24 protein-coding genes are annotated in these 21,535 nt (G+C 69.1%); 12 read left to right on the top strand and 12 right to left on the bottom strand.

Annotation, left to right across the window (positions count from 1 at the left end; genetic code table 11):
• Positions 1–2: 2 nt before the first annotated feature.
• Positions 3–689: a hypothetical protein gene (locus KYG_RS08995; protein WP_008904568.1), complete on the bottom strand. Its 687-nt coding sequence runs from the start codon at positions 687–689 to the stop codon at positions 3–5.
• Positions 690–790: 101 nt separating this feature from the next.
• On the opposite strand from KYG_RS08995, the gene KYG_RS09000 reads away from it, so the two are divergent.
• Entirely contained in the window at positions 791–1,441 is a 651-nt protein-coding gene (locus KYG_RS09000; protein ID WP_034693877.1) for a TetR/AcrR family transcriptional regulator, read from the top strand.
• A complete protein-coding gene (locus KYG_RS09005) occupies positions 1,438–2,013 on the top strand; it encodes a flavodoxin family protein (RefSeq protein ID WP_008904570.1) in 576 nt (191 codons plus the stop codon). Before KYG_RS09000 ends, KYG_RS09005 begins: the two co-directional genes overlap by 4 nt.
• A 35-nt stretch (positions 2,014–2,048) precedes the next feature.
• On the opposite strand, the gene KYG_RS09010 is transcribed toward KYG_RS09005, so the two are convergent.
• Together KYG_RS09010 and KYG_RS09015 are read right to left on the bottom strand one after the other, a co-directional pair.
• Positions 2,049–2,807, bottom strand: coding sequence for a YdcF family protein (locus tag KYG_RS09010; RefSeq protein ID WP_008904571.1), 759 nt, complete (start codon positions 2,805–2,807; stop codon positions 2,049–2,051).
• A gap of 75 nt (positions 2,808–2,882) precedes the next feature.
• Positions 2,883–3,671, bottom strand: coding sequence for an alpha/beta fold hydrolase (locus KYG_RS09015; RefSeq protein WP_008904572.1), 789 nt, complete (start codon positions 3,669–3,671; stop codon positions 2,883–2,885).
• A gap of 97 nt (positions 3,672–3,768) precedes the next feature.
• On the opposite strand from KYG_RS09015, the gene KYG_RS09020 reads away from it, so the two are divergent.
• Both KYG_RS09020 and KYG_RS09025 read left to right on the top strand, forming a co-directional pair.
• The gene (locus KYG_RS09020) at positions 3,769–4,290 is read left to right on the top strand and encodes a flavin reductase family protein (protein WP_034693879.1); all 522 of its coding nucleotides are present in this window, start codon (positions 3,769–3,771) and stop codon (positions 4,288–4,290) included.
• A complete protein-coding gene (locus KYG_RS09025) occupies positions 4,287–4,877 on the top strand; it encodes an MOSC domain-containing protein (protein WP_008904574.1) in 591 nt (196 codons plus the stop codon). Before KYG_RS09020 ends, KYG_RS09025 begins: the two co-directional genes overlap by 4 nt.
• A gap of 81 nt (positions 4,878–4,958) precedes the next feature.
• Here the strand turns inward: KYG_RS09025 and minE are convergent, their stop codons facing one another.
• Genes minE through minC form a run of 3 tightly spaced genes read right to left on the bottom strand, consistent with a single transcriptional unit; the run spans position 4,959 to position 6,846 of the window.
• Complete coding sequence (gene minE, locus KYG_RS09030) at positions 4,959–5,225, bottom strand: cell division topological specificity factor MinE (protein ID WP_008904575.1); 267 nt, start codon at positions 5,223–5,225, stop codon at positions 4,959–4,961.
• A gap of 3 nt (positions 5,226–5,228) precedes the next feature.
• Positions 5,229–6,047, bottom strand: a complete 819-nt coding sequence (minD, locus tag KYG_RS09035; RefSeq protein WP_008904576.1) for a septum site-determining protein MinD — start codon at positions 6,045–6,047, stop codon at positions 5,229–5,231.
• 4 nt (positions 6,048–6,051) lie between these two features.
• Entirely contained in the window at positions 6,052–6,846 is a 795-nt protein-coding gene (gene minC / locus KYG_RS09040) for a septum site-determining protein MinC (RefSeq protein ID WP_008904577.1), read from the bottom strand.
• A gap of 196 nt (positions 6,847–7,042) precedes the next feature.
• Between minC and KYG_RS09045 the strand changes: the two genes are divergently transcribed.
• Positions 7,043–7,969, top strand: a complete 927-nt coding sequence (locus KYG_RS09045) for a DMT family transporter (RefSeq protein ID WP_008904578.1) — start codon at positions 7,043–7,045, stop codon at positions 7,967–7,969.
• A 73-nt stretch (positions 7,970–8,042) separates the two neighbouring features.
• On the opposite strand, the gene KYG_RS09050 is transcribed toward KYG_RS09045, so the two are convergent.
• The 3 genes from KYG_RS09050 to KYG_RS09060 all read right to left on the bottom strand — a co-directional run bounded on the left by KYG_RS09050 (position 8,043) and on the right by KYG_RS09060 (position 11,726).
• Complete coding sequence (locus KYG_RS09050; RefSeq protein WP_008904579.1) at positions 8,043–8,885, bottom strand: PhzF family phenazine biosynthesis protein; 843 nt, start codon at positions 8,883–8,885, stop codon at positions 8,043–8,045.
• 9 nt (positions 8,886–8,894) lie between these two features.
• Complete coding sequence (gene pssA, locus KYG_RS09055; RefSeq protein WP_008904580.1) at positions 8,895–9,521, bottom strand: CDP-diacylglycerol--serine O-phosphatidyltransferase; 627 nt, start codon at positions 9,519–9,521, stop codon at positions 8,895–8,897.
• 120 nt (positions 9,522–9,641) lie between these two features.
• On the bottom strand, positions 9,642–11,726 hold the full coding sequence (locus KYG_RS09060) for an acetoacetate--CoA ligase (RefSeq protein WP_008904581.1): 2,085 nt from the start codon (positions 11,724–11,726) through the stop codon (positions 9,642–9,644).
• Between the two features lie 150 nt (positions 11,727–11,876).
• Here KYG_RS09060 and KYG_RS09065 point away from each other — a divergent pair, with 150 nt between their 5' ends.
• The 5 genes from KYG_RS09065 (at position 11,877) to KYG_RS09080 (ending at position 16,404) form a co-directional block, all read left to right on the top strand.
• Positions 11,877–12,500, top strand: a complete 624-nt coding sequence (locus KYG_RS09065) for a TetR/AcrR family transcriptional regulator (protein ID WP_008904582.1) — start codon at positions 11,877–11,879, stop codon at positions 12,498–12,500.
• 156 nt (positions 12,501–12,656) lie between these two features.
• Entirely contained in the window at positions 12,657–12,782 is a 126-nt protein-coding gene (locus KYG_RS25350; protein ID WP_008904583.1) for a hypothetical protein, read from the top strand.
• Between the two features lie 53 nt (positions 12,783–12,835).
• Positions 12,836–13,783: an alpha/beta fold hydrolase gene (locus KYG_RS09070; RefSeq protein ID WP_008904584.1), complete on the top strand. Its 948-nt coding sequence runs from the start codon at positions 12,836–12,838 to the stop codon at positions 13,781–13,783.
• Between the two features lie 400 nt (positions 13,784–14,183).
• Complete coding sequence (locus tag KYG_RS09075; RefSeq protein ID WP_008904585.1) at positions 14,184–15,743, top strand: BCCT family transporter; 1,560 nt, start codon at positions 14,184–14,186, stop codon at positions 15,741–15,743.
• 226 nt (positions 15,744–15,969) lie between these two features.
• The gene (locus tag KYG_RS09080; RefSeq protein WP_008904586.1) at positions 15,970–16,404 is read left to right on the top strand and encodes a hypothetical protein; all 435 of its coding nucleotides are present in this window, start codon (positions 15,970–15,972) and stop codon (positions 16,402–16,404) included.
• A gap of 33 nt (positions 16,405–16,437) precedes the next feature.
• On the opposite strand, the gene KYG_RS24665 is transcribed toward KYG_RS09080, so the two are convergent.
• Positions 16,438–16,578, bottom strand: coding sequence for a hypothetical protein (locus KYG_RS24665; protein WP_160165342.1), 141 nt, complete (start codon positions 16,576–16,578; stop codon positions 16,438–16,440).
• Between the two features lie 15 nt (positions 16,579–16,593).
• Here KYG_RS24665 and ubiM point away from each other — a divergent pair, with 15 nt between their 5' ends.
• A complete protein-coding gene (gene ubiM, locus KYG_RS09085; RefSeq protein ID WP_034693914.1) occupies positions 16,594–17,868 on the top strand; it encodes a 5-demethoxyubiquinol-8 5-hydroxylase UbiM in 1,275 nt (424 codons plus the stop codon).
• Between the two features lie 40 nt (positions 17,869–17,908).
• On the opposite strand, the gene KYG_RS09090 is transcribed toward ubiM, so the two are convergent.
• Together KYG_RS09090 and KYG_RS09095 are read right to left on the bottom strand one after the other, a co-directional pair.
• Positions 17,909–18,838, bottom strand: a complete 930-nt coding sequence (locus tag KYG_RS09090; RefSeq protein WP_139019345.1) for a class I SAM-dependent methyltransferase — start codon at positions 18,836–18,838, stop codon at positions 17,909–17,911.
• 192 nt (positions 18,839–19,030) lie between these two features.
• Positions 19,031–19,789 carry a zf-TFIIB domain-containing protein gene (locus KYG_RS09095; protein WP_034693882.1) on the bottom strand — a complete coding sequence of 253 codons (759 nt, stop codon included), beginning with the start codon at positions 19,787–19,789 and terminating at the stop codon, positions 19,031–19,033.
• Between the two features lie 186 nt (positions 19,790–19,975).
• Between KYG_RS09095 and KYG_RS09100 the strand changes: the two genes are divergently transcribed.
• Positions 19,976–21,493, top strand: a complete 1,518-nt coding sequence (locus tag KYG_RS09100; protein WP_008904591.1) for an acetyl-CoA hydrolase/transferase family protein — start codon at positions 19,976–19,978, stop codon at positions 21,491–21,493.
• Positions 21,494–21,535: the final 42 nt, after the last annotated feature.

Here is a 21,535-nt window from a genome sequence, read left to right on the forward strand (position 1 = left end):
CTTCAGGCCACTGCCGGCATGTTGCTGGGCCCGGTGGCCAGCAGGATCGCAAGCCCCTGCAAGCCGCCTGCCAGCATCACCACCAAAGTGGCTGCCAGCACGAGACCCACCACCAGGGCGGCCGCCAACGCCGGGGCGCCCTGGCTTCGGGGCAGGTTCCAGTAAAGGGCACAGCCCACATGGGTGCACAGGGCCAGCACCGCCAGAAAGTAATACGGCCCGAAGAACCACTGCCAGGGCGGCGTGTGCATGCCCGCCGCCGCAAACTGCAAGTTGGTGTCCACCCCTTGCTGGCGCGCCACCAGCACGGCCGCCACATGGATCATCAGGAACAGCGACAGGTACGCCCCCGATAGCGCCTGTGCCCACGCCACAACCCCCTTGCGCTGGCGCCAGCCGCGCCACAGCAGCGCAAGCCCGCTACCCGCCTGGAACAACACACCGGCCAGCAGCAGCCCCTCGACCACCGGCTGGCGGTAGATGCTGCGCAGCGCTTCCAGCACGGCCTGGTGTGCGGCGGCCCCTGCCAGGCCTGCAAGGTGCCCGAGCACATGCGCACCCAGGAACAGGGCCAGCGCCATGGCACTGGCGCGGTGCAGCGTGCGCAGGGCCGGGCGCTGGCGCCACACCCAGGTACCCGCCAGGCCGATGGCCGTGGCGCCCAGGGCGAGCTGGGTGGTTTCATTCATGTCTGTCTTCTCCGGGTGATGGGTTGGGTTGGTTAGGCCGATGGCGGCAGAATAGGCCGCCCCGGCCCCGCCGCCTACTCGCATTGCGCTCAGGTTTGCCCATGCCCCCGACCACCCCAACCCCCCGCCGCACGCCCCGGCAGGAACGCTCCCAGGTCACCGTGGATGCCATCTTTGAGGCCGTGGCCCGCATCGTGGCCACGCAGGGCGAAGCTGCCCTGACCACCAACCGCATCGCCGAGCGGGCGGGTGTGTCCGTGGGCTCGCTCTACCAGTACTTCCCCAGCAAGGAGGCCATCCTGGTGGCCATGCTGGACCAGCACTGCGACCGTGTGATGCTGGCGCTGGACGCACTGCTGGCCCAGGCCCGCGCCGAGTGCTGGCCCCCCGAGCAGCAGGTGCGCCACTATGTGCGCCACTACCTGCAGGCGTTTGGAGGCGGGCCGCAGGAGCTGCGGGCGCTCGCCCGCCTGTCGTGGAAGCAGGACTACCGCGCCACCATGCTGGTGTCGGTGCGGGGCACCAGCGAACGCATCGCCCTGCACCTGCAGCGTATGGCCGATGAGCACCACCTGCAAGCGCCGTCGGCCGCCCGGCTGTTCGTGCTCACGCGCGCCTTCATGGGTGCCGTGCGGGCCGCATCGCTGGAGCAGTCGCCGCTGCTGGACAGCGCAGAGTTTGAGGATGCACTGGTCGCGCTGTGCCTGGCGTACCTGCGGCCCGCGCAGGCCAGCGCTACGATCGCGCTATGACAACGCCGCCCACACCGCACTACCTGCTCCTCACCACCTCCACCCGCGCGCCCGGCCACATCGGCAACACCGAATGGCTGGCCCGCCAGGCGGCCGCTGCGCTGCCTGCAGGCACCCGGCAAACCTGGCACCACCTGGCACGCATGGACCTGCCGCCTTTTGTGGACCAGCGCCACACCACGGGCACCTACGCGCCCCCTGAGGGCGACATGAAAACGCTGCTCGATGCCACCCTTGCAGCCACCCACATCGTCTTTGTGGCACCCGTGTACTGGTACAGCATCCCGTCGCCGCTCAAGACGTATCTGGACCACTGGAGCGCCTGGATGCGGGTGCCGGGCCTGGATTTCAAGGACGCGATGGGCCACAAGACGCTGTCGCTCATCACCACCAGCGGCGACCGCACCAAGGCCCAGCCCATGATCGACTCGGTGGCGCTGTGTGCGCAGTTTCTGTCGATGGCCTGGGGCGGCGCCCTCTGGGGCAAAGGCGGGCCGCCGGGCGCGGTAGAGGCCGACGCACAGGCACTCACACAGGCCCGCGGTTTCCTGCGGGCGCACGCCGCGCCGTGATGGGCAAGGCGCACCGGCGCCCCGCCGATCTCCCTTCAGGCGTTGAGTGACCAGCGCTGGGCGAGGATGCCCAGCCATTCATGCAGCGCCAGGCTGCTGTCGGCCAGCGCGGAGGCGCGGGGCAACACCCGGTAGAGCCTGCGCCCCTGCCCGCTTTTGAAGCCCATGGGCGCAGGCAGCACCTGAAGGCCCGCACGCTCGAAGGCCCGGACCGCGCGCACCATGTGCCACCCGTGGGTGACCACCGCAACGCGCTGCACACCGGCAGCCTGGAGCAGGCGCGCGGATTTTTCCGCGTTGCCACGGGTGTCCAGGGATTCCACCTCCGTCCAGCGCACCCGCCCCCTGAACTCACGCTCCACCACCTCTTTCATCACCAGCGCCTCGGCCCGTGTGCCGCCACTGGAGCCGCCCGTGGCCAGCATGGGCAACCCCGTCTGCTGCTGCAGGTGCACCGCATAACGCACCCGTTCGCGCGAGCCCCTGCTGAGCATCTCCACCCCGTATTCCGGTGCCACGGTATCGGGGCCCCCGCCAAGCACCACGATGGCCTGGACCTGCGCCTGGGCCAGCTGCCGGGGCGTTACGGCGGGGTGACGCTCCAGGCTGCGCACCAGCGCACCCGAGACCGGCGGCCAGGACAGCGCCAGCACCGACAGCAACGACAGCACCACCACCGTGAGCCCGGTGCGCCGGTGGTAGCGCGCAAGCCACAGGCCCAGCAGCGCCAGCAGGATGCTCGACACCGGGGGCAGCAGCAGTGCAGACAGGACTTTTTTCAGGGCAAACAGCATGGGGTCAAACGGTGGAAATCAAAATTGCGCACGCCTGCCGGGGTGCCCGGGCACGCGGCACACGCCCGAGTCGGCTCAATGCAGGGTGCGGCGCTGGGCCAGAAAGTCCAGCAGCACGCCGTCGAAACCCTCCGGGTCTTCGAGCTGCGGCCAGTGGCCCACATGCGGCATGAGCACCATCGCCGCATCGGGCAGCACCTGTGCCAGCGCCTCCAGGGCCACGGGCGGCGTGCAGCGATCCTGCCCGCCCGCCACCAGCAGGGTGGGCATGGCCAGGCGCGCCAGTGCGGCCGCGCCCCGGTCGAACGTGGGCAGGGCCTGCAGGGCACGGCGGTAGGCGCCGGGATACACCTGCGCCAGCGCGTGGCCGGCCAGCCGCACTCCCTCGGGCAGTGCGCCGGTGCCGATGAACTGCGGCACCAGCGTCTGCGCCAGCTGTTCCATGCTGCCCCCCGCGTCCACCGCTTTGAGCGCGTGCAACCGGGGCGCCACCCAGTCCTGCAGGGCTGCGTCGTCCAGTGCCGGGCCACCGGCAACCAGCACCAGGCGGTGCACCAGCGCGGGGTGGCGCACCGCCAGCTCCAGCGCCACCATGGCGCCCATGCCGTGCCCCACCAGCGTGACCGGCCCGCTCTGCAGGGCGTCCACCAGGGCCACGGCGCTCTGGGCCAGGGCCTTGAAGGTGTAGGGCTCCACGGGCGCGCTGTGGCCATAGCCCGGCATGTTCCAGGCCACGGCACGGTAGCCCGCGGTGGCCAGGGTCTCCACCTGCGGCGCGAAGCTGAGGTGGCCCCCATCGGCGTCGTGCAGCATGAGCACGGTGGGGCCCGAGCCCAGGGAGGAGAAGGTTGGTAGTGCAGACATGGGGGGATGGGGGGTGGTAACCCCCGCTACAGCGCGGCGGTGGGTGGCGCCTGATAATAGTTGCATCCCCCTGCTGCCCCCGCTGGCGCCGTTTTTTGTGAACCCTTTGCCCCCCCGTCCTGTTCTTGCCCTGCCGCCCAGTTTCTCTGCACGCGAGTTTCGCGATGCGCTGGGAATGTTTGCCACCGGCGTGACGATCGTCACCGCCCGCACCGCAACGGGCGAGCTGGTGGGGCTCACGGCCAGCTCGTTCAACTCGGTGTCGCTGGCACCGCCGCTGGTGTTGTGGAGCCTCTCGCACGGTGCCAGCACCCTGCCCACCTTTGCCGATGGCTCGCACTACGCCATCCATGTGCTGGCCGCAGACCAGAAGGCGTTGGCCGAGCGTTTTGCCACCCGTGGCATTGACCGCTGGGCGGGCCTCGCGCACCGGCCCGGCATCAGCGGCGCCCCTTTGCTGGCCGGCGCGGCCGCCACGTTCGAGTGCTTCAACCGCAGCCAGTACAAGGAAGGCGACCACACCATCTTTGTGGGCGAGGTCGAACGCTGCGAGCACCGCGAAGGCGCATCGCCCCTGCTGTACCACGGGGGCAAGTTCTACACCGAGCACCCGCTGTGAGCACCGCCACGGTGGTCGTGCGCCACGTGAACATCGGCACGGCCCGGCGCCTCAAGGTGGGCGAACGATCGGTGCTCACCGGCATCGGCAAGGCGCCCGTCGCCGGCCCCGTGGCGGTGGGGCCGCTGGGCCTGGCGGGTGACGAGCAGGCCGACCTGATCGTGCATGGCGGCCTGGGCAAGGCCGTGTACGCCTACCCGGCCGTGCACTATGCGTTCTGGCAGGCCCAGCGCCGGGACCGGGGCGTGAGCCTGTTCGACGAGGCGCTGCCACCGGGTTTCATGGGGGAGAACCTCACCATCGACGGGCCCCTGGAACACGACGTGTTTGTGGGCGACGAATGGCATTTCCCCCACTGCGTGCTGCGCGTGACCGCGCCGCGCGAGCCCTGCTACAAGTTCAACGCCGTCATGGGGTTCGCCCAGGCGGGCCGGGCGATGGCCCTGGCCGGCTGCTGCGGCTACTACCTGGCCGTGGAACAGCCAGGCACCCTCGCGGCCGGAGAGACCGCCATCGTGGTGCCCGGGCAGCGCGGGCTGAGCATTGCGCAGGCGCTGGCCGGCAAGTGGGCAAAACACGCCCGCTGATTCAATTGCTACCAAAACTGTAGCTACTAGCGCTTGCTGGATAAGCGCCAGCAGCCAAAATGACCCAAAATTTGGAGCGACCTAGCGCGCGGCCTCAGGCAGCTCGATCTTGACTTCCAGCACTTCCAGGTTGTCCTGGCGCTCCAGGTGCACCTTGAGGTCTTCGGGGTTGATCTTGACGTACTTGGAGATCACGGCCACCAGCTCGCGCTGCAACGCGGGCAGGTAGTCGGGCTCGGCAGCATTGCGGCCGCTGCGTTCGTGCGCCAGGATGATCTGCAGGCGCTCCTTGGCGACGCTGGCGGTCTTTTTCTTTTCGCCAAGCAGGAAGGACAGGAAAGAAGCCATGGCTTATTTGCTCCCGAACAGGCGTTTGAAGAAGCCGGGCTTCTCGGCCTCGATAAAGCGCAGGGGTTTGTCGGTGGCGCCCAGGAAGCGGTCGATCACGTCCTTGTAGGCTTCGGACACATCGCTGCCCTGGGCGTGGATCGCGGGCGTGCCCTGGTTGGACGACTGCAGCACCACCTCCGACTCCGGGATCACACCAATCAGCTTGATGCGCAGGATGTCCTGGATGTCCTCCAGGCTCAGCATCTGGCCGTCTTCCACCCGGCTGGGGTTGTAGCGGGTGATGAGGAGGTGTTCCTTGATGGGTTCGCCGCCTTCGATGGCCCGCTTGGTCTTGCTGCCCAGCATGCCCAGGATGCGGTCGGAGTCGCGCACGCTGGACACCTCGGGGTTGGTCACCAGCAGCGCCTCGTCGGCAAAGTGCATGGCCATGAGCGCACCGCTTTCGATGCCGGCGGGCGAGTCGCAGATGATGTATTCAAAGCCCATGCCGGCGAGGTCGTTCAGGATCTTCTCGACGCCGTCCTGCGTGAGTGCATCCTTGTCGCGCGTCTGGCTGGCGGCCAGCACGAACAGGTTGTCGCACTGCTTGTCCTTGATGAGGGCCTGGTTCAGGTTGGCCTCGCCCTGGATCACGTTGATGAGGTCATACACCACGCGGCGCTCGCAGCCCATGATGAGGTCCAGGTTGCGCAGGCCGACGTCAAAGTCGATCACGGCGGTCTTGTGGCCGCGCAGGGCGAGGCCGGAGGCAAAGCTGGCGCTGGTGGTGGTCTTGCCCACACCACCCTTGCCGGAAGTCACAACAACGATTTTGGCCATGGGTTTACTGAGTCTCTCTGGGGTTGATACGTACAGGGTTGCGCAGCGGCTCGATGATGAGCTTCTCGCCTTCCAGCCGCACCTGCGCCGGTTGGCCGGCCACTTCGGCGGCCAGCGCGGTTTCGGTGGTGCGGTAAATGCCGGCAATGGACACCAGCTGCGGCTCCATGCAGGTGGAAAAGATGCGGGCTTCGGTGTTGCCCCGTGCGCCGGCAATGGCACGGCCGCGCAGCGGGGCATACACATGGATGTTGCCGTCGGCAATGACCTCGGCGCCAAAGCTCACCACGGCCATCACCACCAGGTCGCCGCCCCGCGCATACACCTGCTGCCCGGAGCGCAGCGGCTTGTCGACCACCAGGGTGGCCGGGCCTGCCACGGGCACTTCGCGCACCACTTCCACCTCGACCTCGCGGACCACCTCGCGCACCTCGGCGGCTGCGGGCGGCACATCGGCGCGGGCGGGCGGTGCGTCGGGGGCCGGGGCCAGCCCGGCGGCACGGGCCGCGTCCATCTGCGCGGTACTGCCGCCGCGCACGGCCACGGGCAGCGTGCTGTGGCGGCGCAGCGCGGCCACGATGGCGGCAAAGTCGATGGGCGCCTCGGCCTCGCGCACGGCAGCCAGGTCGATCAGCACGGGGTCGCTGTCAAAAAAGCCCGGTGCATCGGCCACACGCTCGGCCAGATCGGCAGCGAACTGCGCGGCGTCGGTGGTTTTGAGCACCACGGCCACTACGGGCAGCGAGGCACTTTTGAGGTCAAAGCTGGTGCGGGCCTGGGCCGCCGTCGTAAGGGCCATGAATGCGGGTAGGGGAGAGAAGGCGCGGAAAGCGGTTTCAGAAGGCGCAAAGTGTACCGTGGGCCCGTGTAAGCGCCTGTTTGGGCCGGGCGCACGGGACAGGCGGCCTGCAACAGCCCCGCACCAGGGCCGCTCGAAGCCGATCGAGGCCGCGCAGGCGACGCGCACCACCGGCAAGCCCTTTGATAATCGCCCGATGCCTTTCACCCGCAAAACCCACCTCGACTCCCTCGCCGTTTCCCTGCTGCTGGCCTGCTGCATGTTCTGGGGTTTCCAGCAGGTGCTGGTCAAGGCCACGGTGGCCGAGGTGGCGCCGGTGTTCCAGGCGTTTGTGCGGTTTGCGCTGGCCACGGTGGCAGTTGCGGTCTGGTGCATGTGGCGCGGGGTGCAGCTGTCCAGCGCCGCGGAGCCCGCGGGTGCCCTGCGCGCCGGGCTGCTGGCGGGCGTGCTGTTTGCCGGCGAATTTGCCTGCATCTACCTGGGCCTGCAGTACACCACCGCCTCGCGGCTCACGGTGTTTCTGTATGCCGCGCCGTTCTGGGTGGCCGTGCTGCTGCCGCGCTTCATCCCGGGCGAGGGCCTGAAGGGCTGGCAGTGGCTGGGCCTGGCCGCCGCCTTTGTGGGCGTGGGCCTGGCCCTGGGCGACGGGCTGCTGGGCCCCGCCAATGCGGCGCTGCCGCAGGCGTGGCTGGGTGATCTGCTGGGCCTGACGGCGGGCCTGATGTGGGCGCTGACCACGGTGGTCATCCGCACCACGCCGCTGGCGCGCGTGGCGCCCGCCAAGCAGCTGCTCTACCAGGTGGGGGTGAGCGCCGTCGCGCTGCCGTGGCTGTCGCTGGCGCTGGGAGAGCCGTGGAACTGGCAGTTCAGCGCATTTGCCTGGGGCTCGCTGCTGGTGCAGGCGCTGGTGGGTGCGTTTGTGAGCTACCTGGCGTGGATGTGGATGCTGGCGCATTACCCGGCCACGAAGATCTCGGTGTTTGTGTTTCTCACCCCCGTGTTTGCGCTGCTGTTTGGCGCCTGGTGGCTGGGCGAGCCCATCACCGCAGGGCTGGTGGCCGCGCTGGTACTGGTGGCGGCGGGCATCGTGCTGGTGAACCGGCGGCCAGCAGCGGGGGGCTGATTCAGAAATAATGGTTAAAAATGGGGCTAGCGCTTACCCATCAAGCGCCAGTAGCTATCTTATTTATAGCAATTTATTCATCGCTGCGCATCCACCGCGCCGTGCCCGACACACGGATGGAGCTGCCGGGCACCGGCCCGATCTCGGCCCGCAGGCGTGACCGCATGCCCATGTCTTCGCCCTGCACGACGTCGATGGCCCCGCCATGGGGCCAGCCCAGGTCGCGCAGGTAGCCCGCCAGCGCCGCCGTGGCAGCGCCCGTGGCGGGGTCTTCCAGCACCCCGCCCGAGGCAAATGCGTTGCGCGTGTGAAAGAGCTGGTCTGACTCCACCACCACCAGCACCACCGTGACCAGGCCGGATGCCAGCATCAGCGTGCGGCCCGCGTCCAGCGCGTAGTGCATGGCCGCCAGCCGTGCGCGGCTGTGCAAGGCCAGCACGGCGTGGTCTGCACCGCCGTGGATGAGCGCAGGCGGGATGCGGGGGTCAAGGTCGGCAGGTGCCAGGCCAAACAGCGCGAGGAGGCTGTCCAGCAGGCCGGCAGGCAGCGGCCCGCTGCGTGTGGGGGGCGACTGCAGTGCGGCCTGCACCAGGTCGCCGCTGCGGCGGCCTTCCACCGTGATGCGGGCGTGGGAGAGCGCCAGGTCAAACACCCCGTCGCCCTCACGCCGCGCCAGCGCTGCGCCCAGGGCAATGGTGGCGTGCCCGCAAAAGGGCACCTCGGTTTCAGGGGAGAAGTAGCGCACGCGCCAGCCGCCGCTGCCCTGCGGCGCGGCAAATGCGGTTTCTGAAAACCCCACCCCGGCTGCGATGCGCTGCATCTCGGCAGGCGGCGGCAAGGCATCGCCTGTCCACACCCCGGCGGGGTTGCCGCCCACGGGGCCATCGGAAAACGCAGCGATCTTCTGCAGCGGCATGGTGGCGCCTCAGAGCTTGGGAATCCTGATGCGGCTGATCATCAGCGAGCCCGACACCGCAAACACCAGCACCAGCGGGTGCAGCACAAAACCACCCAGCATCACCTGGCCAAACCACAGGTTCTCGCGCACAGCGCCCAGGTAGGCCGCCAGCGCCATCAGCCCCACCAGCACGATGGAGGTGGGGATGGGCGTGCCCTCAAAGTATTTGACCTTGCCATCATCGCCCGACAGCGTTTCGGCGGTGACGTTGTAGCGCGCCAGGCGCGACACCCCGCAGGCCACAAAGTAGGCCAGCACGATGCGGTCGTACAGCCCCTGCATGCCGCAGCCGTAGGCAATGATGGCGGGCCCCACACCGAACGAGATCACGTCGGCCAGCGAATCGAGTTCGCGGCCCATGGCCGAACTCTTCTGGCGCCAGCGCGCAATGCGGCCGTCGAACACATCGAAGATCAGCGCGGCCAGCACCAGCGCGCAGGCAAAGTACACGTGCCGCACGTCGCTGGTTTCCAGGTAGGTCATGGTCGAGAACAGCGCGCCCACGCCGCACACGGCATTGCCCAGCGTGAACCAGTCGGCCAGGTGGAACTCGCGGATCATCGAAAAACGCTTGGGGTGGGAAGGGGTGGTCATGGGCAAGTCTCTCCTGCAGGGCGGGCGCGTGGCGGGGTCGCGCATTATGGCGGGGCGCAGCAGCGCACAGTCTGCCCCCACACGCGGCCCCTGCGTGTAGGTGATGGCCGCCTGTCGGGCTCAGCCGGGCTGGCCCCCGCCCGCGGCATGGCGCTGGGCCGCAAACGCCACGTACCAGTCCAGGCACGCCGGGTTGGCCATGGCGTCCTTGTTCACCACCTTCTCGATGGGCTGGCCCAGCAGCAGCTTCTTGATGGGCAGCTCCTGCTTCTTGCCGCTCAGGGTACGGGGCACCTCGGCCACGGCAAAGATGTCGTCGGGCACAAACCGCGGGCTCAGCGCCGTGCGCACCGCGCCGTTGATGCGCCCGCGCAGCGCGTCGTCCAGCACGCTGCCAGGGCGCAGCACCACAAACAGCGGCATGTAGCTTTCGCGGCCCAGGTATTCCAGGTCCACCACCAGGCTGTCGAGCACTTCGGGCAGTGATTCCACCGCGCTGTAGATCTCGCTCGTGCCCATGCGCAGGCCGTGGCGGTTGATGGTGGCGTCGCTGCGGCCGTAGATCACGCAGCCGCCGTTGGCGCCGATCTTGAGCCAGTCGCCGTGGCGCCAGACCGCGCCCATGCTGGCGGGGCCGTCGCCTCCGCCGGGCTGTCGGCCGTGGCCTGCGGGGTACATGTCGAAGTAGCTCGACAGGTAGCGGCTGCCGTCCTTGTCGCCCCACAGGTAGAGCGGCATCGACGGAATGGGTTGCGCGCAGACCAGCTCGCCCACCTCGCTCATCACCGGCAGGCCTTCGGCGTTCCAGGACTCGACGGCAGCGCCCAGCATGCGGCACTGCATCTCGCCGGGCACCTGCGGCATCTCGCGGTTGCCGCCGATGAAGGCGCCGCAAAAATCGGTGCCGCCGGAGATGTTGTTCCACCAGATGTCATGGGTGCCCAGCGCCTCGAACTGCGCCGTGCCCCATTGCTGCACCTCGGGCGACAGCGGCGATCCCGTGGTGCCCAGCGCGCGGATCCGACTCAGGTCGCCGTAGTCGGCCAGCGTGATGCCCGCCTTCATGCAGTTCGCAAAAAACGCCGCGCCAGCGCCGAAAAAGGTCACGCCCGTTTCGGCCGCAAAGCGCCACAGCACGCCCCAGTCCGGGTGGTCCTTGCTGCCGCTGGGGTTGCCGTCGTAGATCACGCAGGTGGTGCCCGAGAGCAGGCCGCTGAGCTGCGCGTTCCACATCACCCAGCCGGTGGAGCTGTACCAGTGGTAGCGCTCGCCAAAGCTGTTGGGCGCGTAGCTGCAGCCGATGTCGTTGTGCAGCACCTTGAGCTGCAGCGCCACCAGCACCGTGCCGCCATGGCCGTGCACGATCGGCTTGGGCAGGCCGGTAGTGCCGCTGGAATAGACGATCCACAGCGGGTGGTCAAACGGCAGCCACATCGGCTCGAACGCTGCGGTTTGAGCATCATTTTGGTCTGTAGCGCTTGCCCAGGTTGCGCAACCAGCTATCAAAACAGAAGCATCAAGGTTGCCCAGCAGCACCACATGCTGCACGCTGGGCAGCGCGGCGCGCAGCTCGGCCAGCACGCCGGTGCGGTCGTGGTCGCGGCCGCCGTAGGTCACGCCGTCCACGCTGATCAGCGCCTTGGGTTCGATCTGGCGGAAGCGGTCGAGCACCGCGTGCGTGCCCATGTCGGGCGCGCAGATGCTCCACACGCCGCCGATGCTCACGGTGGCCAGGAAGGCGACCATGGCCTCGGGCACGTTGGGCAGGTAGGCGGCCACGCGGTCGCCGGGCTGCACGCCCTGGGCCTTGAGGTGCAGCGCAAGCGACGCGACCTGGCGGCGCAGCTCGGGCCAGGAGAGTTCGCGGTGCTGACCTTTTTCATTGCGGCTGATGATGGCGGGCAGGTCCGCGGCGTGCGCGGCATCCACATGCCGCAACACCTGGCGCGCGTAGTTGACCTGGGCGCCCGGAAACCACTGCGCACCGGGCATGGTGTTGTGGGCCAGCACGGCCGTGTGGGGCGTGGGCGACTCGATCTCGAAATAGTCCCACACGCTTTGCCAGAAGGCGTCCAGATCGGTGGTGGACCAGCGCCAGAGCGCGTCGTAGCTGTCGAACTGCAGGCCGCGCTGGTCGCGCAGCCAGTTCCGGTACAGGCGGATCTGGGGAATGAAGGGCGGGGTGGTGTGTGCTGTTGTCTCCATGGCGACGCAGCGTACCAGCCGGGCGGCGGGTGGGCCAGCCGGGTGCGTCGCGGGCTTGACAGGTCGCGCGGCACCGTGAGCTTGTGTTCTGTGGTCCTGACCCCGCTAGCGGGGTTGCACTGTTTCGCACGATTGTGCTAAATTGCGCCGATGGACGCGAAAACCCAAAAGGCCGAACTCACCCGCGCCGCCATCGTCGGCGCCGCGCTGGACCTGGCTGCGGCCGAGGGGCTGGAGTCGATCACGCTGCAGGCGGTGGCGGACCGCGTCGGCTTGTCCAAGAGCGGCGTCTTCTCGCGTGCTGGCTCGCGCGAGGCGCTGCAGAAGGCGGTGATCGAGGAGTTTGGCCGGCGCTTTCTGGCCGATGTGTTCGTGCCCGCCATGCAGCAGCCCAAGGGCCTGCCGCGGCTCAACGACATCGTGCGGCGCTGGATCGCCCGCACGCGCGATGTGGAGGCCTTCACCGGCTGCATCTACACGGCCGGCGCCTTCGAGCTGGACGACCGCGAGGGCGAGCTGCGCGACCTGCTGCACAGCGAGATCACGCGCTGGCGCGCTGCGCTGCGCCGCACGGTGGTCCAGGCCATCGATGCCGGGCACCTGCCCGCCGGCACACCGCCCGACCAGTTGGTGGGCGAGATCTATTCCATGATCATGGGCCTGCTGCACGACGTGCGCTTTTTGCGCGACCCGCAGGCCGTGCCGCGCACCGAGGCGTCGTGGGCGCGCCTGCTGAAAAGTTATGCCAACGACACCCCGGCCCCCGCTCGCTGAACCGCACCCGCGCTGGGTGCCGTACCACCGAAACGCTGACCAGCGCGGTCGCGCAGGCCGCTGCTGACCTCCCTTTTTCTTTTGCTTCCCCACAACGATAGCCATCGTTTTTCTTCACCCAAATTTCGCACAACCGTGCGAAGAAAGGAGAGCCCCATGTTGCCGATTTTTTGGACTGTGACCGCTGTCGCCGGGCTGGCCGCCCTGGCCTGCCTGGTGCAGCTGGTGCGCGCCACGCTGGCCCGGCTGCCGCGCAGCAACCGCGACTGGATCTTTTACTGAGCGCGGCCTGCCCGTGCGCCTGCCTTGTTCCCCCTTTTTTTTGGAGCCCCACCATGACCTCCACCCCCTCCCCGTCTGCCGCCTCGGCCTTGCAGGCCACCTCCAGCTTTTACGGCGAGCACCCCGCCATGCGTCTGCTGCGCGCGGGCCTGGGCGCCACCGAGCGGCTGTGGCCTGCGCTGGCCGTGCGTGCGGCCTACCGGCTGTTCGGCACGCCGCTTCCGCTGCGCCGGCCCGGGCGCAGCGCGGCGCCGGGCGCAGACTGGCGCACCGAGCGCTGGCCGTTTGAAGACGCCGAGATCACCGTCTACACCCCGCGAGCCCAACCCCACGGCCCTGCCGTTCTGCTGCTGCACGGCTGGGGCGGCCATGCGCGCCAGATGCTGCCGCTGGCCCAGGCCCTGGCCGCGCGCGGCCTGCGCCCGGTGCTGCTGGATTTGCCCGCGCACGGCGGCAGCCGCGGCCGGGTCAGCAACCTGCCGCAGTTCGCCCGCGCCATCGAATACGCCACCGCCCGCCTGCATACGCAGGCATTGGCGCCCGCTGCCGTGGTGGCGCATTCGCTGGCCGCCAACGCCGCTGCGCACGCCGCCAGCCGGGGCCTGGCCACGGGGCGGCTGGTGCTGCTGGCACCGCCCGCATCTCCGCACGAATACACGCGGCTGTTTGCGCAGGTGTTCGGGCTGACCGAGCGCACGCGCGCGGCGATGCAGCGGCGCATCGAGGCGCGGGAGGGCATCCTGATGCGCCAGTTCGAGCCCCCGGCCGTGGGCCCACGCATTGCATTGCCCACGCTGGTGGTGCACGACCGGGGTGACCGCATCAACCGCTTTGCCGATGGGGAGTCCTACCGCGACCACATTGCCGGCGCCACGCTGCTGGCCACCGAAGGCCTGGGCCACCGCAAGATCCTGCAGCAGGCCGAGGTGCTGCACGCGGTGGCCGGTTTTGTGGCCGACGGCGTGGCGTCCGCAGCGGCCCCGGCGGCCGCCGCCCGCTGACGGGCCCAACGTCCCTGCGCTTGACTGCGGTATTGCCCGCGTCGCAGCGCGCCTGTTGTCTACACTCGCCCCCCTCTTCATTGGCGCACGCCCCGCCGGGGCCCTGAGCCCCGCACACGGCGGGGCGCGCCAATGCCCTGCCTTGCCGCGCCGCTGGTCCCCAAGCGCGCATCGGCGCCGGGCCGCGTCCTCGCACTATCCTTGCGACACGGCCCGCTTTCACTCCGGAGCTGTGCAGTTGCCGCCGAAGTCGGCATCCGCCCCGTCCCGCCTTGCTGGCGTTCCGAGCCCCCACTGCGTCGATCCGGCCCCCGTGGCACGCTGCGCCCCGGGCCCTGCGCGGCGGGCGGCGGGGCCTGCGCATCTCCTGGTCGATCAAGCAGCAGAAGAAAGGTGATCCATGGAACTTCTCATCTCGGCGGGGCTGATCCTCGCCATCGTGCTCTGGGGGGTGCTTGCGCCCGATTCGCTGGGCGCCGTGTTCGACACGGCCCTGGCGGCCATCACGCGCAACTTTGGCTGGTTCTACCTGTGGGTGGTGCTGGGGCTGGTGGTGATGGCGCTGGTGCTGGCCTTCAGCCGCTATGGCGACCTGAAGCTGGGCCAGGAGGACGACGAGCCCGAGTTCTCCATCGGCGCCTGGTTTGCCATGCTGTTTGCGGCAGGCATGGGCATTGGCCTGGTGTTCTGGGGCGTGGCGGAGCCCATCTCGCACTACGGTGCGCCACCGCCGGGCATTGCAGCCCACACGCCCGAAGCGGCCAACGCGGCCATGCGCTACAGCTTCTTCCACTGGGGGCTGCACCCCTGGGCGGTGTACAGCATCGTGGCGCTGGCGATTGCGTTCTTTCAGTTCCGCAAGGGCGGCTCGGCGCTGGTCAGCACCGCGGTCATGGCCCTGCCCTGGGCGCCGCTGCAGCGCATTGGCCCGCTGGTCAACATCCTGGCGGTGATCGCCACCGCGTTTGGCGTGGCCGCGTCGCTGGGCATGGGGGCGCTGCAGATCAATAGCGGGCTGCACGGCGCGTTCGGGCTGCCGGTGGGGGCCGCGTCGCAGGTGGGCATCATCGTAGTGACCACGGTGCTGTTTCTGGCGTCGGCGGTGACGGGCGTGACACGCGGCATCAAGTGGCTGTCCAGCATCAATCTGGTGGTGGCGTCGCTCTTGGCGCTGGCGGTGTTTGTGCTGGGGCCCACGGTGGCCATCATTGACACCTTCACCAACACGCTGGGCAGCTACCTCACCGAGTTTGTGCGCATGAGCCTGCGCATGACGCCCTTTCGCGACAGCGGCTGGGTGGGCGGCTGGACGGTGTTTTACTGGGCCTGGTGGGTGAGCTGGTCGCCGTTTGTGGGCCTGTTCATTGCACGCGTATCGCGCGGGCGCACCATCCGCGAATTCATTCTGGGCACCGTGCTGGCGCCCACGCTGGCGGCGTTTGTGTGGTTCTCGGTGTTTGGCGGCACGGCGCTGCACATGGAGATCATGCAGGGCATCCCGCTGGCCGAAGCCGTCAAGGCCGATGTATCGACCGCGCTGTTTGCCATGTTCAACGCCCTGCCCTGGGGCGCCGTGATGTCGTTTGTGGCCACGCTGCTGGTGCTGGTGTTCTTTGTCACATCGGGCGACTCGGCCACGCTGGTGCTGGGCATGATGAGCACCGGCGGGCAGGAGAACCCGTCGGCCCGCGTCAAGATCATCTGGGGCGTGCTGGTGTCCGGCATTGCCATCAGCCTGCTGCTGGCGGGCGGCGTGAAGGCGGTGCAGACCGCCACCATCGTGTTCGCGCTGCCGTTCACCGGCGTCATCCTGCTGATGGCGCTGGCACTGTGGCGCGGCGTGAAGGCCGACTGGGAAGCCGATGAACGCCGGGACCGCGCACTGCGGCGGCGCATGCGCGAGATGGTGGCAAGCCCCGGCAGCGAGGCACCCAACGCCCCCACCCGACGGGCGCCGTGAAGGTGGCAAGGGGTGTGTGCCAAGGTTTGAAGTGTTTCAGGCCCCTGGCGCTTTACCAGCAAGCGCTGGCAGCTATTAAAAGCATAGTGCGTTTCGATCCCGGAAACAACGCGCTCCCGCGCTGGCCGGGTTGCCAGCCGCAGCGTCTATCATCCGCAGCCACACCCGCCGTGCGCCACCGGCGCGCGGTGCCTTTTCTTCACCTGCTGCGACGTCAGACCCTCCCATGCACATGCTCATCTCCGCCTGGCCCGCACTGGTCTGGCTGCTGCCCGCGCTGGCGCTGGTGTCGGCCCTGTACTTTCTGGTCAAGGGCGACCGGCGGGCCCTGGGCCATCTTCTGGTGCTGCTGGCGTGTTTTGTGGTGGGCGCGCTGCTGATGGAGTTCTTCATCTTCATGGCCGCACGCATGGCGCGCTCGGGCAGCGCGCAGGCCAACCCGGTGCTGGGCACGGGCACGCTGCAGCTTCTCATGACCATCGCCAACCCGCGCTCCCTGACGGCGGCGCCGGGTTCGCTGGCCTGGGTGGCGGCGTGCGGCGTGCCGCTGTCGTACCTGTGGCTGGTGGTGACCTGGGCGCTGCATCTGCGCGGGCCCCGGAAGTCGTCCCCCGCACGCAGGAAGGCCGCCAAGGCCCCGCGCAAGACAGCCAGGGCCTGAGAAACTGGCACTGCGCTGGCCACTGCCAGGAATTCAAGTGTTTTTGGCCTCCAGCGCTTTTCCATCAAGCGCCAAAAGCTCTTTTATTGATAGCAAAATTCCCCAAGGCATTGCCGGTTGACGCAGGGCAAAACCCGCGCCAGTGCGCCCGCCCACAATGGCACGCTCCGCCATTGCGTTGTTCTTGCCATGACCCCTCACAGCGACGTTCTCATCGTCGGCGCCGGCCCGGCAGGCCTGTCGCTGGTCATTTCCCTGGCGCAGGCCGGTTTCACCGCCACGGTGGTGGAGCAGCAGGCCGACACCGCACTGGCGCAGCCCGCACCGGACGGGCGCGAGATTGCGCTGACCCACCCCAGCCGCGCCACGCTGCAGCGGCTGGGCACCTGGGCGCACCTGGCCCACCACGAGGTGGGCCAGATCGCCCAGGCCCAGGTGCACGACGGCCCGCTGGGCCACCACAGTGCGCTGCAGCTGGACGCGGCCAGCGGCTCCCACGGTGGCGCGGCGGAAACGGCGCCCGGCGCGCTGGGCTTCATCGTGCCCAACCACGCACTGCGCCGCAGTGCCTACGCGGTGGCAGCCCGCACGCCGGGCGTGCGCATCATTACCCGCGCCCAGGTTACCCGCGTAGCCACGCTGGGTGCGCAGGCCGAGTTGGATTACGTGGCGGCCGACGACAGCGCCGCCGCGCCCCGGCGCCTGTGTGCCCCGCTGCTGGTGGCGGCGGACAGCCGCTTCTCTGCCACGCGCCGCCAGCTGGGCATGGGCGCGCAGATGACCGACTTTGGCCGCACGGTCATCGTCTGCCGCATGCGCCACACCCTGCCCCATGGCGGTGTGGCGCATGAGTGTTTTGGCTACGAACGCACGCTGGCCGTGCTGCCCCTGCCCGACGACCCGGTGGGCGGGCACCCCTTGTGCTCGGTGGTGGTCACGGCCGCTGCCGCCGACGCCGCCGCGCTGATGGCGCTCAGCCCCGAGGCCTTTGCGGCGCAGGTGCAGGCCCAGTTCGGCGCACGGCTGGGGCCCATGCAGCTGGAGGGCGAGCGCCACGCCTACCCGCTGGTCGCCGTGTATGCCCAGCGATTTGCCGGCCCGCGCTGCGCCCTGCTGGGCGATGCCGCCGTGGGCATGCACCCGGTGACGGCCCATGGCTACAACCTGGGCCTGGCGGGGGTGGAGCGGCTGACCGCCGCCCTGGTGGACGCCCGCCAGCGCGGGCAGGACATCGGCAGCGCCGACGCGCTGGCCGCGTATGCCCGCGCCCACCACCGCCACGCCTGGCCCATCTACCAGGGCACCAACGCCATCGTGCGGCTGTACACCGACCCGCGCCCCGTGCCGCGCCTGCTGCGCCAGTGGGTGCTGCAGGGCGCGCGGCGCCTGCCGCCGCTGCAGGCCGCCATCGTGGGGCAGCTGACAGGGCGCCCGCCGGCCTGGGCGCGGTGGCTGGCGCCGTAGCGACCACAGGGGCCGTGGTCGCCGGAGGATTTCCGCGGTTTCAGCGGTCGGCGTCCACCCCGAGTGTGGCCATGCCATAAAGCGGCGCGCCCAGCCAGGGGCGCCACAGCATGTCCAGCGCAATGCCTGTCCAGCCGTAGCACTCCGCCACGCTCTGCTCGCGCAGCAGCGTCAGGCGCGGGTGCACCTGTTCCAGCTCGGCCATGCGGCCCACGCCCCAGCAGAATTCTGCGCCCGTGCGCCCCACGCTGGGGTGGGTGGCTGCATGCCCCACGGCCTGGCGGGTGAGCACGTCCAGCACCATGCGCGAGCCCGGCGGCGCGCACTGCGCAAACTCTGCCAGCACGGCCTGCACCTGCCCGGGCTGCAGGTACATCAATACGCCCTCGCACACCAGCAGCACCGGGTGCGTGCCGGCTTTGCCGGGCAGCCCCAGCCGCTTCCACCAGCCGGGCTGCGCCAGATCCACGCGCGCCTGCTGCGCACGCGGGCAGTGCAGTGGCAGCAGCTGCTCGCGCAGCGCCATCACCTCGGGCAGGTCGGCATCGAGCCAACGGTTGGCGCCCGTGTCGAGCCACTGAAAATAGTGCGTCAGCCCACAGCCCAGGTTGACGCCCAGTGCCTGCGGGTGCTCTGCAAAGAAGGCACGCCCGGCCTCCTTGATGGCGCGCGTGCGCCACAGCACGTTGAGCACGGTGGGCAGGTCGTCCAGGTACGCATTGACGTTGGCCCCCAGCCCGGCCAGCAGGCGGGTGGCCACCGCGTCCTGGCAAGCCAGCCAGGCAAAGTACCGCCCGCCATGCGCGCGGGCGGCCAGGGGGATGAGCAGGGTGCTGGGTACCGCGTGGAGCTGGGCGCGCTCCAGCAGGCAGGGTTGGTCGGTGCCGCAGTCACCGTGTTGCGCGGGGGTGGCCCGTGCGCGCTGCGGGTGGGCGGGGCGGCGTCGGCTCGGGGGCGGCGGCTGAGGCATGGGGCTCTCCTCGGGTGGCGAGAAGGCGCCACGGTGGGTGGGATGCGGGTGGCCCTGGGCACAGGCCTGCCCCATTGTGGACGCCATCGCCCCGCGCGTGGGCAATTTCCGCGCCCGGCAATCATGTATGGCGCGGCCCGCGCGGCGATCTACTGCAGCGCGAGCGACCCCGGAGGCTGAGACGCTAGCCTCTCAGTGGCTTCTGGTTTTGATCAACGCCCAGACCATCTCCACCCCCGCCGCCAGCAGGTCGCCCGTGAACCCGGCATCCGCAGCGCTGGCAGTGTGGCCGAACGCATTTTTATGCCGCTCGCGCTCTGCCCGCGTGCGGTCGCGCTCCAGCGCCACCAGGGCGTCGCCAATATCGACGGAGGGCGACGATGGCGTGCCAGCGTGCGCGCGGGTGCTGGCCTGCGCGTAGCCCTCCATTGCGCGCACCACGGCCTGCGGGTCGATGAGCGAAAACGCGGCGCGGCAGTAGGGGCAGGCGTGGTCTTTGCGGATGTCCACCGGCGCGCCGCAGCTGGTGCAGTAGATGGCGCCCACGCGCTGGGCGAGGTCGTCGATCTCGGGGCGCGTCATGTGGCGCACAAAGCCCTTTTCGACCATGAAGGACGAGAAGGCGCTGAAACGTCCGTGCTGGCGCCCGCACCGGTAGATCATGTAGCGCCCGCTGCGCACCACGTCAAAGCCCTTGGCCAGCGTGGTGTTGCAGCGCGGGCAGGCCATGGGGTCGGCCAGTGGCTGGTGCTGGTCGGTGCGGTGTTCGTGCAGCACGCGGAACAGCTCCACCACCGATGCGGGTGAAAGCTTGAGGTTCTCGTGCCGGTCAAACCACAGGCCTTGGCAGGCAAAGCAGATGTCCAGCTCCAGCGGTTCGCCCTGGTTGCTGGTGAACCGGTGGATCTGCATGGGCTGGCGGCAGGAGGGGCAGGACGGGGCAGAGGTCATGGGCGCCGATGCTAACCCGCAGCGGCCAGGGGTCATCGGCGCCCTGCGTGCGGTGGCCACGCACCGGGGCTGCGCTTCTCAGGCAGAGCCGGGCACCGCATGATTTCAGGGTAAACCCGTAGTGGGCCAGGGCGGCTTGTTACGATGGAGGCTTTGCTGAACGAACCCCACGGAGCGCGCGCGCCTATGTCTTTCGCCGATCGGGTGCTGTACCCAGACTTTCTTTCCCGCACCATGTCCGCCGACGAGGCCGCGGCGCTGATCCCTGCCGGAGCCCATGTCGGCATGAGCGGCTTCACCGGCGCGGGCTACCCCAAGGCCGTCCCCGGAGCGCTGGCCCGCCGCATCGAGAGCCTCAACGCCCAGGGCAAGGGCTTCAAGATCGGGCTGTGGACAGGCGCCAGCACCGCGCCCGAGCTGGACGGCGCCTTGGCGCAGGTGGACGGCATCGAAATGCGCCTGCCCTACCAGTCCGACCCCACGGTGCGCCGCCAGATCAATGCGGGGCACATGCAGTATGTGGACATTCACCTGTCGCATGTGGCGCAGTTTGTGTGGTTCGGTTTTCTGGGCAAGCTCGACGTGGCCGTGGTCGAGGTGGCGGGCGTGCTGCCCGACGGGCGGCTGATCCCCTCGTCCTCGGTGGGCAACAACAAGACCTGGCTGGACCAGGCCGACAAGGTGATCCTGGAAGTCAACGCCTGGCACAACCCGGGCCTGGAGGGCATGCACGACATCTATTACGGCACCGACGTGCCCCCCCACCGCAAGCCCATCCCGATGACGGAGCCCAACCAGCGCATTGGCGAGCCCTACCTGCACTGCGACCCGAGCAAGGTGATGGCCGTGGTGATGACCAACCAGCCCGACCGCAACAGTGTGTACGCCGCGCCCGACGACACCTCCAACCGCATCGCGGGCCACATCATCGAGTTCCTGCAGCACGAGGTAACGAAGGGCCGCCTGCCCAAAGACCTGCTGCCGCTGCAGTCGGGCGTGGGCAACATCGCCAATGCGGTGCTGGCAGGGCTGAACAACGGGCCGTTCGAGAATCTCACGGCCTACACCGAGGTGCTGCAGGACGGCATGCTGGACATGCTGCGCTCGGGCACGCTGGCCAGCGCCTCGGCCACCGCCCTGTCGCTGAGCCCCGCGGCGATGCAGGACTTCAACGAGCGCATCGACTTCTACAAAGAGCGCATCGTGCTGCGCCCGCAGGAGATCAGCAACCACCCCGAGCTGATCCGGCGCATGGGCCTGATCGCGATGAACGGGATGATCGAGGTCGACATCTACGGCAACGTGAATTCCACGCACATCATGGGCTCGGCCATCATGAACGGCATCGGCGGATCGGGCGACTTTGCGCGCAATGCCTACCTGTCGATCTTCATGACGCCGTCGCTGGCCAAGAACGGCGCCATTTCGTGCATCGTTCCCATGGCCTCGCATGTGGACCACACCGAGCACGATGTGCAGATCCTCGTCACCGAGCAAGGCCTGGCCGACCTGCGCGGCCATTCGCCCTCGCAGCGCGCCGAGATCATCATCGAACGCTGCGCGCACCCGGACTTCCGGCCCGAGCTGCACGACTACGTGGCCCGCGCAAAACGCGGCGCGGTGGGCCAGCACACGCCGCACCTGCTGAACGAGGCGCTGTCGTGGCACCAGCGCTATGTGGAAACGGGCAGCATGCGCCTGTGACGAGGCGTCCGCCCTTCACGCGGTGCGGCGCGTGTGCGGGTC

The organism is Acidovorax sp. NO-1 (genome assembly GCF_000238595.1).
In the GTDB taxonomy this organism is placed as follows: domain Bacteria; phylum Pseudomonadota; class Gammaproteobacteria; order Burkholderiales; family Burkholderiaceae_C; genus Acidovorax.